The sequence below is a fragment of the Variovorax sp. YR750 genome, from assembly GCF_900109805.1.
Classification (GTDB): Bacteria; Pseudomonadota; Gammaproteobacteria; order Burkholderiales; family Burkholderiaceae_C; genus Variovorax; species Variovorax gossypii.
Genome location: NZ_FOBJ01000031.1, coordinates 16,054 through 27,363, shown reverse-complemented (window position 1 = coordinate 27,363; position 11,310 = coordinate 16,054). Strand labels below are relative to the sequence as shown.

General features: G+C 60.7%; 11 protein-coding genes and 1 pseudogene. 3 read left to right on the top strand and 9 right to left on the bottom strand.

Annotated features, from left to right (window positions below; translation table 11 throughout):
• The 3 genes and pseudogenes from BMY35_RS38500 to BMY35_RS36860 all read right to left on the bottom strand — a co-directional run.
• Positions 1-237: pseudogene (locus BMY35_RS38500) on the bottom strand (hypothetical protein); the annotation flags it as partial.
• A 254-nt stretch (positions 238-491) separates the two neighbouring features.
• Entirely contained in the window at positions 492-1,367 is an 876-nt protein-coding gene (fabD, locus tag BMY35_RS36865) for an ACP S-malonyltransferase (RefSeq protein ID WP_093209984.1), read from the bottom strand.
• A gap of 46 nt (positions 1,368-1,413) precedes the next feature.
• The gene (locus tag BMY35_RS36860) at positions 1,414-2,850 is read right to left on the bottom strand and encodes a cytochrome P450 (RefSeq protein WP_093209982.1); all 1,437 of its coding nucleotides are present in this window, start codon (positions 2,848-2,850) and stop codon (positions 1,414-1,416) included.
• A 412-nt stretch (positions 2,851-3,262) separates the two neighbouring features.
• Between BMY35_RS36860 and BMY35_RS38185 the strand changes: the two genes are divergently transcribed.
• Positions 3,263-3,499, top strand: coding sequence for a hypothetical protein (locus BMY35_RS38185; protein ID WP_143080836.1), 237 nt, complete (start codon positions 3,263-3,265; stop codon positions 3,497-3,499).
• 1,142 nt (positions 3,500-4,641) lie between these two features.
• On the top strand, positions 4,642-5,406 hold the full coding sequence (locus BMY35_RS36855) for a metallophosphoesterase family protein (RefSeq protein ID WP_093209980.1): 765 nt from the start codon (positions 4,642-4,644) through the stop codon (positions 5,404-5,406).
• A gap of 183 nt (positions 5,407-5,589) precedes the next feature.
• Here BMY35_RS36855 and BMY35_RS36850 read toward each other — a convergent pair whose 3' ends face one another.
• The 3 genes from BMY35_RS36850 to BMY35_RS36840 form a co-directional block, all read right to left on the bottom strand.
• Positions 5,590-6,696 carry a relaxase/mobilization nuclease domain-containing protein gene (locus BMY35_RS36850; protein ID WP_256230669.1) on the bottom strand — a complete coding sequence of 369 codons (1,107 nt, stop codon included), beginning with the start codon at positions 6,694-6,696 and terminating at the stop codon, positions 5,590-5,592.
• Complete coding sequence (locus BMY35_RS38495) at positions 6,689-6,988, bottom strand: hypothetical protein (protein WP_177213801.1); 300 nt, start codon at positions 6,986-6,988, stop codon at positions 6,689-6,691. The genes BMY35_RS36850 and BMY35_RS38495 overlap by 8 nt, the downstream gene beginning before the upstream one ends.
• Before the next feature lie 803 nt (positions 6,989-7,791).
• A complete protein-coding gene (locus BMY35_RS36840) occupies positions 7,792-8,364 on the bottom strand; it encodes a helix-turn-helix domain-containing protein (RefSeq protein ID WP_093209977.1) in 573 nt (190 codons plus the stop codon).
• 216 nt (positions 8,365-8,580) lie between these two features.
• On the opposite strand from BMY35_RS36840, the gene BMY35_RS36835 reads away from it, so the two are divergent.
• On the top strand, positions 8,581-8,823 hold the full coding sequence (locus BMY35_RS36835; protein WP_093209975.1) for a helix-turn-helix domain-containing protein: 243 nt from the start codon (positions 8,581-8,583) through the stop codon (positions 8,821-8,823).
• Between the two features lie 387 nt (positions 8,824-9,210).
• Here the strand turns inward: BMY35_RS36835 and BMY35_RS36825 are convergent, their stop codons facing one another.
• From BMY35_RS36825 to BMY35_RS36820, 3 genes are all read right to left on the bottom strand, one after another.
• Positions 9,211-9,936 (bottom strand): DUF2971 domain-containing protein, encoded by a 726-nt coding sequence (locus BMY35_RS36825; RefSeq protein WP_177213800.1) that lies wholly within the window; start codon positions 9,934-9,936, stop codon positions 9,211-9,213.
• Between the two features lie 67 nt (positions 9,937-10,003).
• Positions 10,004-10,189, bottom strand: coding sequence for a hypothetical protein (locus BMY35_RS38180; protein WP_143080835.1), 186 nt, complete (start codon positions 10,187-10,189; stop codon positions 10,004-10,006).
• A complete protein-coding gene (locus BMY35_RS36820) occupies positions 10,152-11,303 on the bottom strand; it encodes a hypothetical protein (RefSeq protein WP_143080834.1) in 1,152 nt (383 codons plus the stop codon). The genes BMY35_RS38180 and BMY35_RS36820 overlap by 38 nt, the downstream gene beginning before the upstream one ends.
• Positions 11,304-11,310 lie beyond the last annotated feature (7 nt).

The window sequence follows — 11,310 nt, the reverse complement described above, 5'->3', positions numbered from 1 at the left end:
CTCGGCGCTCAGGTGCAGGCACCGCGCCTGCGGCAACGCCGCCTTCAGCGCAGCCCCCGCATCGCCACCCACCTCGCACAGCACCACCCAATGCGTGCCATAGGACACCGGCTCGGCCGCCGGCAGTTGCGCCTCCTGCCACGTCGGGCGCAGCAGCAGCGTCTCCACCTCGCCCCTCGCAGGCGCAGGCGCAGGCGCAGGCGCAGGCGCCGCAGCCTGCACAGCAACGCTGTCCAACGAGCCTTGCTGACGCGCCGATTTGAGAATGGTCAAGGCTGCGTCCAAAGATAGACGCTTAGCTTCTACCTGACCGAACACGTACTTCAACAAGTCATTCATGACGTCAACAGCTCCCTGTATTTCTCGGAACGCCTATCAACTCAGCCGATGTCGATGGTCAGGATCGATCGCCCCGGTCACGCCGCTTCCAGGGCAAGACGGCACAACCGCTACGCCGCACCCTTGTTTGGCCATGCGAGTCGCGACTGAAATCACGCCATCGTGGCGTCGTACTCTCGAATCTGCTGGATCAATCGCGTCAACACAGTGCCAGGACCGATTTCGTGGAATTCATCCACACCGGACTCGGACATGTGCCGCACACTCTGCGTCCAAAGCACGGGGCGAGAAATCTGCCTGACCAGGAAAGCGCGCACGGTCAACGTTGGATCGCCGGCAGGATAGGGACGCCCAGTCACGTTGGAGATGACCGGCAGCAGGAGCGGCTCGAAACTGAAGTCGACAAGGAAATCCTGGAACGCCCGCGCAGCGTCGATCATGTAGCGCGAGTGGAAGGCGGCACTGACCGGAAGCGGCACGCAAGCGTCCGCCTCCTTCTCGAGCAGCCGACAGGCCAGCGTCAGATCGTCCTTCTTTCCGGAAATTACCGTCTGATTGGGCGCGTTGTAGTTGGCGACATCAATTCCAGCGAGGTCAGCCCCCCGAAGAATGGACTCGACACGAGCCGCACCAGGCCCTAAGACAGCCGCCATGCCGCCGGATTTGACCTGACCCATCAGTTCTCCCCGCTTCTGGACCAGACGCAGCCCCGTCAACAGATCGAAGGCACCAGCCGCCAGCAAGGCGTTGTATTCGCCCAGACTGTGTCCTGCGACGATGCCTGCATGCTGCCCTCGGGATCGCGCCGCGTAGTAGTGCAATGCATTGACGACAAACAGACTTGGCTGGGTATACCGGGTCTCCATGAGTTGGCTCTGAGAAGCGTTTGCGCAGAAGTCACGCATGGAGTAGCCGAGCAACGCGTCCACCTCTCTTTCGATCGACACGTACTCCTTCACTTCGTCGAACAATCCCGCTCCCATTCCCTTCTTCTGGGAGCCCTGCCCTGGAAAAACGAATGCATGCATTGAGAATCCTTTAACTGTCTAGTTCATTTCATCTGGGAATTGCGAGTCAGGAGCCCGAAGCCACATGCACCGGGCATCTTCCGGATAGCGCAGGCGTTCTTGTGGAGCCCGCGACATGCGTATTCAAACTGCTCGTCCGCCTCGAAAGCACGAGTCGCATGCCACCTGCCGGCCTCATGGTCGTGTGCATCAACAAGCCAGGCTCGGCTTGGCCGGGCGCAGGCGTGAGCGAATAGCGTTGCAGCAGCAAGGCGAGCGCCAGCTTTATTTCCATGCTGGCGAGGTTGTTGCCAATGCATACGCGCGGGCCGATCCCGAAAGGGAAATAGCTTCCTCTGGTGATGTTTTCCGCGTTCTCCGGATTGAATCGCTCGGGATCGAAGCGCAGCGGATCTTCGAACCAGCGTTCGTCGCGTTGTACGACGAACGAAAGGATGGAGACCAAGGCCCCCTTGGGCACCAGCCATTCGCCAACCTGCACGTCCTCCGTGGCCCTGCGAACGATGACGCCGGTCGCCGGGGAATACAGGCGCAGCGTCTCTTTGACAACCTGATCCAGATAAGTGAGCCGAGCCATGTCGGCGAATGTCGGCTCGCGTTGGCCGATCACTTCATCGATCTCGACCGAAGCGCGCTCCTGGACATCAGGGTACTTGGCAAGCACCCAGGCCGCCCAGCACAGGCTCGTGGCGGTGGTCGAGTGGCCGGCGAGGAAGACCGCCATGCTCTGGTCCCGCGCTTGCCGATCCGAATCCTGGCCGTCACCCCGCCCGTCGCCGGATAAAGCCAGCAGCGTCCCAAGAAAATCGTCCTGCTTCGATCCTTCCGCGCGGCGCCGACGAATCTGTGACGTGACAAAGTCGTTCAGCACACCCATCGCCCAACGCTTTTCAGCCTTGCCGGGCAGCGGCAGCCAGTCAGGCAAGGTCATGGGCATCCCCATCTCCGCAAAGGAGATCTGACTCCACAATCGAACGGCCTTCTCGATCTCCGCTGTATCCTGCTCCACCCGGCCTCCAAACATGGTGCGCAGCACGGCGTCGATGGTGAGCATGTTCATCGCATGCTCGAAGTCCAGAGAGGTTTCGGTGGGCAGCCGGTCCAGCGATTCACGCGCCGCCTCCACCACTTGTCCGGCGTAGTAATCGAATTGCTTGTTGCTGAAGCTGGGCTGAAGAATTCGCCGCTGCTGGCGCCACTCTTCGCCCTCGGCGATCAAGACGCTTCGCCCATGCAGTTGAGAATGCACTTCGATGATGCGCTCGTATCGGACGAATGACTTGGCCTTCTCGACCAACACTTCCCGGATCAGCGCGGGATGCGCGAAGGCATAGAGGTCGCGACTCGTCAGCCGCATATAAACAGCATCACCATAGCGACGATGCGTTTCCTGCCAGAAGTCGAGATAACGGCGCCGCATCTCACCCAGCAAGCTGAAACCAAACCATCGGCCCTCGGGGCCCGGCGGTCGTAGAAGCGTCATTGAGTGCGTCCTCCGTAAGTTGGTCTAAAACCTGAGATCCAGCATCAACACTGATTCGCAGCAGGTGCGACCTGCTGCATTCGTCGTTGTGTGCGCTGTGAAGATCGATGGCACATTGAGCTGCACGCTCGCTGGCCGTCCAATGCCATGTGACCAATGCACGAGCCAGGGCCGGATACAGCTCGCAAGGTGGGGGATCGAACGGCTCCCAATCGAGATGACGCCATGCGAACGCACGCGCACGCCATGCTTCGTATCAAGGTGAGGGGCGAGCCCACCCAGTCTGCCGCGCTCGCGACTGCAACCAACAACCCCGCGGCCAAAGGCCTGCGTCACACCCCCGCCCCCCCGGGCATCGCGATAGGTCATCGGCTTCACACCCCACGCCACCTTCGTGACGCGAGGTGCCACATTGGGCGCGGTGGTGCGGCTTGCGATCACTGCCGGCCTCATCAATCCACTGCAGCCCGCCATGCAGGCCTCGCTCAAAGACGACCCTGCGCGAACGAATAGTGAGATGGCGCTCGACCGCATCCTCCTCGTGCAGGGCACCGCCCTCCCCCGAAAGATCCTTTCCCGGACGCTTGCCATTGGCGGCGGCACGAGACGCTGGTGCAGACGATGGGATTGGCAGGCCACCGATGCGTAGCGTTGCCTGCGCCAACTCTCATTGACCGAACTGCGCGGTGCTGCGTAGTTGGATCTATGCTGTGTCAGCCTGGATGAAGCCGTTGCACCCCACTCTCCGAGAGGGTGCACACAGGCCCCAACTCCACAGACCGAGGCAACCTCGGCAGCAAGCGCCACCGCCTCGTGAACCGCCAGGACACCCCGCCGATCTTCTGCGTGAAGGGAATTAATCGCCACGATTCGGCGACCTTCGAGCAATTGCTCGATATGCCGCAGGGCTGGCTCTTGCGATAGCCTGCCAAGCTGCGCGGCCGACAAGGAGTCGACCATTCGCACTGCCGCGCGCATCAGAAGCGCCGCAGTATCAAGAACCGCATCGCCCGAATAGACGTTGGGCGCAACCGGCTCGAGCTCCATGGCCAAAGCATCGAATGCGTGCTTGGCTGACCGCATTCAGTAAGTTGCACACCCAATGCCAACGCCGCATCGGCATTCATTTGGCTTGGCCTTCCCTGGCTTGCTGTTATCCACATTCGTACTCTGCATCCGTCTGTTAGTTGTTTTAAGAGGGCACCGGAATAACGAACTGCGATGCTAGCATGGCACGAATAGAAATGTCACATATTCAATATCGAGCTTAATGAGTCGAGAGAACTTATGTTTTCACACCTGCCTCGCAATTCAAATAAGTTGCTCTCGACCCTGACAATCACCCGGCATCCAAGTCGTCCGCCAGCCCGTAGATAATCAATTGGCATTACCAGCAAATAGAATTAGGAAAGAATTAGAACGCGCTGGCCTTCATGTTTCAGGGGGGGGGAGAATCACGATGACGCGAATGGGGCGAAGTACTCTTTAGGCCGACTCCTGAATACACAGCACTTGAAGCACAGGCCATTGCCCTACTAGGCTCTTTCACTACAAATGCAGCACCCAGAGGACCGCAATGTCGCCCAAGGGAAACTCAGTTCACCCTGCCGGCGCGCTATATAGTCAACGCCCGCCACTACCACAAGGCCGCGTTCTTGGAATAACTGTCACCCCAAACAGCCGGCCCGCATATGACATGATCGTGACATCCTGCGCTTGGGATCTGAAAAATCCAGCCGCAGCAATCGCCTTGACAGCAGGCATGGCTGATTTCCGTTGTAATCCGGCGGCATGAGAGTTTTCGCGCTATCGGACATTCACGTCGACTATGAAGCCAATGCGCGCTGGGTCGAGTCACTCTCCCGAAGCGACTACCGCGACGATGTACTGCTTCTAGCAGGGGACGTCTCTGACTCTGTGGTGCTGCTGGAGCGTTGCCTGCGCCAATTTGCAGACCGCTTCAAGCACCTGCTGTTCGTTCCTGGCAATCATGAGCTTTGGGTCGTCCGCGATGGCGCCTGCAGCGACTCATTCGACAAGTTCGAGATGGTTTGCGAAATCGCGCGACGCAGCGGCGCATCCATGGCCCCCTTCCGCCACGGCCAATTGACCATCGTTCCGTTGCTTGGCTGGTACGACTACTCCTTCGGTGAGCCGGATTTGGCGCTCCTCCAGACATGGATGGACTTTCACGCTTGCCGCTGGCCAGGCGCTTGGACGTCTTACGATGTGACCTCGCATTTTCTGCAGATGAATCGGTACCAGCGGCGCACGCCCGACGAGATCATCATCTCGTTTTCCCACTTCGTGCCCCGCATCGACGTGATGCCCAATTTCATCCCCCTCCAACACCGCGGTATCTTTCCTGTCCTAGGCACACACCGTCTGGAACAACAGGTACGCGAACTGGGCTCTGCGATCCATGTCTATGGGCATAGCCATGTCAACCGATGCGTGCAGCTCGACGGGACGGCGTATGTCAACAATGCGTTCGCCTATCCGCGTGAAGTGCACCTATCCCAGAAAGCGTTGTTGTGTCTGTATGACTGCCCATGAGTTGTGCCCTACATCAAACAACGAGCCAAGGGATGCTCTGACGCCACCCAGCCGTTGAATTGATCCGTAGTTTCTTTTTGTCGCCCGGATCAGGGTGGCATGCGAGAAACCGAAGGAAATTCCATAGAGAGCACGGCAAGCGAGATCTATCGCGATTTCAACGCGATATTGATATGCGGCCGTTCACCGAACATGCGGCCCGGGCGACTTGACATCTACCAGCTCCTGCGCCCGACTCCTCCCTACCTCCCTCCAGCGCTCGGCCATGCGTTGCGCATCAGTCTGTACGGAAGGCATGCGCGCGACGAAGCGCTCCACCCGAGCGGCCAGTTCGCCCTGACCGTGCCTTCGAAGCGCGTCAGCGGTCGCCCGCCAGTCCACCGCGACCTCCTGCCGCGTGCGCTGCATCGCCTCCTTGCCGGCATCCCGCGTACCCTGCCTCGCCTGAAGCGCGTGGAGCACGCTGTCCAGCTTGGCACGCATGAAGGTCGAGGTCTTCGGCGCTCGACGCCCTGCCCGCTCGGTCGGCGCCAGTCGCCCGAACGCGCGAAGCGCACGCAGGCGATGATGGATGGTGTCCTTCAGCGGCTTGCAGATCTGTCCCCGCACCTGCCGCGGCGTCGCATTCGCCGCCACGCCCTGCTCCCGCATCAGCGCGGCGAACTGCTCGCGCCATTGCCTCAGCGTGTCCTTGCGGACGTACAGGCGTTTGCCGGGCTCGAACTCGTGCTCGCACTTGACCGCCAGATGCACGTGCGGGTGCGCCTGGTCCGTGTGCAGCACCATGGCGTAGCGGTACTGCAGCGCGAAGTTCTCGCGCGCGAAGATCCGCGCTGCGGCCAGCACCTTCTGCGGCGGCGTGCCCGCCGGCATTGACAGCACGATGTTGTGCACGAGCTTCGCGCGGGAATCCTTCTGGCCCTGGGCCGGCCTGGGCTTGTACTGGCTCCTGCAAAGTTCGAGCTGCCAGTCGGTCACGACCTCCCTAGGGGCGCCGCGCCCCTGCATCGCCGGTCCCTCGTCGATCTCGATGGGCAGCTTGCCGTGCCGGCTGATGTAGCCCAGATGCGCCTCCACGCCGCCCACGTCGCGCCCGCCGCCGGAGACCTTCACCATCACCTCGGGCGTGCGCCCCACCGTGCGCTGAACCTGCGTGATCTCGCCGGACCCGAAGCGCAGGGTGCCGCCGGGCCCGCGCCGGCCGTAGCTCACGATGTCCAGCGCCATGTCGCGCACGCCGTTCGCCGGTCCGCGATCAGTACGTGCCAGCCGTACCGTCCGCTCAGGCATGGTCCGCCTCGCGGCTGCCGGTCTCCCAGCTGATGAGGTTGCGTTGCACGATGGAGGCCGTGGCCTCGCGCACCGCCTCGATCTCTCGCCGGGCCAGGGCGATCGCATCGCGCAGGTCCGAGGCCCATGGCTCCGTCACGGTGTTCGGCATGCCGAACATTCGGAGCTGCCGTCCGAGCGCGGCCAGTTGCGCGCAGCTCACCCTGAGCTGATCCAGTTCTCTCGGGGGCAGTACGGTCGATCCATGGACATGGTTGTGGATCAGCATGGCCAGGTAGCTGCCGGTTTTCATTCCCCGAGCCTCGGCCCTCTCCGACACCCGGGCTCGATCCCCTTCGCGAAGCCGTAGCGTGACGCGCTCTCCCGCAAAGCAGCCGGTCCCCGATGTTCGAGCGCCTCGCGAGGGGACCGATCCGGATGCCGCTGATGCATTGGCCCGCAGCACCTCGTCGACGACACGGGCGAGCAGACCGGACTCGCTGAGCTGATGACGTGCAGCCAGCGCCGCAAACCGTGTCCGGACGTCTACCGGCACCCGGGTCCCCATCACGCTTGATCGAGAGGGTTTGGTCATCGCAACGCCATGGCTGTTAACAATGTCTGACGGCAGTCTATCCTGCCCTCATAGCCGCACAAGGACTTTGCCCTCGGAATTCCAGCGTCGAGCTCACCTCGCCGTTTCGCGGCTCCGGAGCGTTGCCGTCGATCGACAGCTCGAAGACCGCCATTAATGTTCGGCATGCCGAACATTACGGAGGTAGACGGAACAATCCCGCTCTCGTAGCCGCACAAGGACTTGCCCTCGAAGTTTCGACGTCGTCCTGCGACCGCTACGTCCAGGCTATCGAAACCGAAAATTCAATCCGCTCGCAGAGTACGCCCACACGGCCGCTGCATAAATTTCCTCACGGCTCCATCAAGCGGAAGACCTCCGCTGTCGATACCCGTTCAAGGCTTTCTCGGTGTTCGGCACGCCGAACACCGAGAGAAAGCTATGGACAGAGAGGTGAATTCGGCACGTAGCGAACTCGCGGGGGGACCATCGAATGGGCATTAGCGTCGCCCGCGCAGCGCGACAGGGCCGCCAAGAACAGCCTACTCTCGCAGCGTGAACACCACTGACAGGTAAGAGACTGGCTGAGTCTGAATGACCTCGATCCCATGGAGTGCGGTCGCATCGAACAGCAGCGAGTCCCCTGCCCTCACCTCCGCAGTCCTGCCGCCGTAACGGTAGCTGACCTCCCCGGACAGGAAGTACAAGAACTTGAGACCCGGGTGCTGGAAGGTCACGTAGGTATCGGCGCCGGGCAGCAACGTAACCAGATAGGGCTCGACGAACAGGTTGCCCGACAGGAGGTGACCCAGCAGCTCGTAGCGGTAGTCCGCCACGGCGCCGATCCGATCGACCAAGACACCATGTCCTGCACGCACATGACAAAAGTCAGTGCGCCGCGCCTGATCACTGAAGAAGCGTGAGGTCGGCACATGCAGCCCCTGCGCGAGGCGCTCCAACGTCTCCACCGAGGGCGAAACCAACCCGCGCTCGATGCGAGAAAGCATCGAGGCAGAAATCCCCGAGGTCTTGGCCAGTTCGCCGCCAGACACCTCGGCCGCCATGCGCAGCGCCCTCACCTGCGCGCCGATGCGAGCCGCGGACAAACTGCGCACGACAGGTACGGGCTGCCGCGGCTGGACACGCGTCACCGAAACCGGCAACCGCAGAGGGCGAGTCGTTGGTAGAGGCGAAGCGATCTGTCGACGCGTCATTTGGACCTCATGGCATAGAAGTCTCGAGAAAGGCCAAACCAGCATTTTTTCCTGCCGTCCATGATAACAAAAAAAGGTCGAAATGGCCTTTCTTGAATTGCCTTCGAGCATCGGGTAGTGCCACCGTCTATTCACCATCGCCGATACGAGGTGCTAAGAAAGCATCTGCGCTCCCTTCGGCGCTCTGCTGGCTTGACGCAGGCAGAACTTGGAGTGCGGCTCAAAGTAGACCAGTCCCATGTATCCAAAGTCGAGCGAGGCGAACGGTATATGGACGTGCTGTTCTACCTGGACTGGTGTCGCGCTTGTAAACAGCATCCCGAAACCGCGATCACGGTTCTGGTCAAGGCTGGAGCCTAGCTGTGGCCGTCTTGAAAGCGGCACATCCGCAGAGCCTCCTCACATTCCTAATGGCGGCGAGCAGTCCGAGCTTACGTGTTCTTGTCGTGCCAACTTGAAATAGGAGCCACAAGTTCACGGGTTGCCCAGGCGCTGCAAATAGCCCAAATCGATAGCCTCGTATATCGAGGCCTTGACCCAGGCACGCCCCTGCGCAGCATGGGCGTTGGCGTAGCCCCAAGCCGCAACGCGATGGGCGGCCTCCCCGTCAGTCACCACGCCCGCGACTGCGCCAATCTCGCTAAGTTGCGGTGAGCGCACGGTTAACTACGTCTTTGTCAATCGAGAGGCTAGCCGCTCTCTGGCGCTCCGTCATGTAGGCTTGAACCAGCGAAAGGCTCGCCGCCACTACGTGTAGCGCGGGGTTCCCAGCATGCTGGAGACATGCACGCGCTCAGCCAAGCCCGAAGCTTCTGCCGCCTGACAGACAGCCTTGGCGTCTGCGCCCGTAAGAGACGGTCCTATGAAGATGCGCTCAACAAGTTGAGCAATGTCGAACGCAACCTTGATGCCGTCCACCGGTACGGCTACGCCGAACTCCTCTGCCGAGCGAAGCGAGATCGCAAGCCGAAACTCACGCTCCCACGAAAAGGCCATGTGCTTGTACCAGAAGCGGTCCAGCATGCTGACGCGGAGTCGCTCTTTCAGGAGATCTACATATCGGACGTTGCCTGCCCAAAGCTCCTCGTGCCCGTACTCCGGCTTGATGCGAAATGGCGTCGCCGCAGCAGCTATGCGGCTCGGCGTGGTGCGGATGGCAACCCCCTTCCAGGCGCCCGCATACAACTGCCACATAGCGTCGCTCTCGTATGATGCGCGGTGCCAGCAGTTGATCTTTGTTAGACGGCGCAGCTCCTCAAAGGCCTTTTCGCCGAACTCGAGCTGTGCGTATCTTGGGTCTACCGGGAAGCCTGGCGCTAACACGGCGACCGCGCCTTCGAAGGGATCCTGAAATTGACGGGTGGACGCAAAGTAGAGTTCACCTGTATTCAGTAGGTCTAGAAAACGCTCAGTCTTGAAGTAGCGCCAGAGGGGCTCCTCAAGATCAACGGACTCATCGAATGCAATGCGCATAGTGCCTCCTGTGACAGCGAGGGCTGTGTCCATCGCGGTAGATTTGCTTTTTAAGGAAGGTCGGGGCTCAGGCCTCTTCCGAGATGCGCTGAACGACGAGCGACAGCAGTTCCTGCGCTTCCTTCGCCCGGATCAGATGCGGAGAATGCGGACGGGCTGAGATGATCTTTCCTAGTTCCATCGGTTCGACAAAGCTGTAGCTGTTTTTCGGCGCTTTACCTGCGCATTGAGCCCCCTCCCACTTCAAGCTCATGAGCGTCGATTCGCAGTGGTTGCAGATGTGCGTCAGTGACGCCCAAGCGCCGCGCGGTGACGAGCCTCATCGCAAAAATAACTTTTCCCTGCCCTCCCACGTACACCAACTCGTTTTTGCTCCGGCGACAGACTGGGCAGCACCAGCCCTCTGGCAAAGCTTCCCATGATCGACCATGCGACTCTTCGGTGCGCAACATCGCGAGGTAGTTCGCCGGAAGCTGCTTTCCCGGCTTCTGCGCGACCTGCCGCCATCGCGACAGGTTCGGAGCCGAGACCTTCGTGATAACGCCCAGCGTCCTCAACAGCGGATCGGCGTATGCCCATCGGGCGATCTCCGACTCGAAGGAGCGTCGAGTAAGGCCGAAAACGGGAATGGGATCAGCCGCTCTCGCGTGAGGTTCATACCAGTGGGCATCGGTTGCAGCAGCCCGAGCCACGGCGCTGATGAGCTTCATGCGGAGTTTGTAGGCAGGTTCCGCTTCTGCCCACACCTTCTCTGCTCGCGCCGGTTCAACCAGATGCGGACGGTGATCGGCGGAACGAATGAGACGTCTGATCTGCCCGATGGAGAAAGAAAAGTACGATGGCGATCTGGCCAGCTTCTTCGCTTCGGAGTCGGCGTTGTTGCAGTCCTCGCATACGAGGACTTCAGCGTACGCGGCAAAGGCATCGCCCATGCGTTCAACAAGTCGCCCTCCATCGATCTGTTCCACGCGTGTGCCGGCAGCTTCAAAGGCGCTGTGGAACGCAGCCTTCATGGCTTCACCCATGTGATCATGGTGGATCACTAGTTTTGCCAGGATCTGCCCCTTCTTGCCTACCCTGGACACCTGAAACTTGGAACGGCCGCAGCACGGACAAATCCAGTCCTGCGACGATCCAACCCAATTGCTGTTCATTTCGAAGTCCGTCACTCCATGTTGAGCGCGAATGCGCTCGGAGAGCGGTGACTCCGCACCATCCAGGCTGGTGATATCCCCGGCTTTGACGGACTCGACGAGTACCGCCATTGCCTCTTTGCGGAGCTCAATCTCTTCGCTGGGGGTGTATGGTCCCGGATGTTCAATACACCACTTCATGAAGCGGCTCCGCTCGTAGCGTTCATTGCTCATAGTGCAG

Coding starts and splice junctions, on each gene's coding strand:
- BMY35_RS36855 (WP_093209980.1), top strand. CDS start 4,642: ATGAGAGTTTTCGCGCTATCGGACATTCACGTCGACTATGAAGCCAAT.
- fabD (WP_093209984.1), bottom strand. CDS start 1,367: ATGCATGCATTCGTTTTTCCAGGGCAGGGCTCCCAGAAGAAGGGAATG.
- BMY35_RS38495 (WP_177213801.1), bottom strand. CDS start 6,988: ATGAAAACCGGCAGCTACCTGGCCATGCTGATCCACAACCATGTCCAT.
- BMY35_RS36820 (WP_143080834.1), bottom strand. CDS start 11,303: ATGAGCAATGAACGCTACGAGCGGAGCCGCTTCATGAAGTGGTGTATT.
- BMY35_RS36860 (WP_093209982.1), bottom strand. CDS start 2,850: ATGACGCTTCTACGACCGCCGGGCCCCGAGGGCCGATGGTTTGGTTTC.
- BMY35_RS36825 (WP_177213800.1), bottom strand. CDS start 9,936: ATGCGCATTGCATTCGATGAGTCCGTTGATCTTGAGGAGCCCCTCTGG.
- BMY35_RS36850 (WP_256230669.1), bottom strand. CDS start 6,696: ATGCCTGAGCGGACGGTACGGCTGGCACGTACTGATCGCGGACCGGCG.
- BMY35_RS38180 (WP_143080835.1), bottom strand. CDS start 10,189: ATGAGCTTGAAGTGGGAGGGGGCTCAATGCGCAGGTAAAGCGCCGAAA.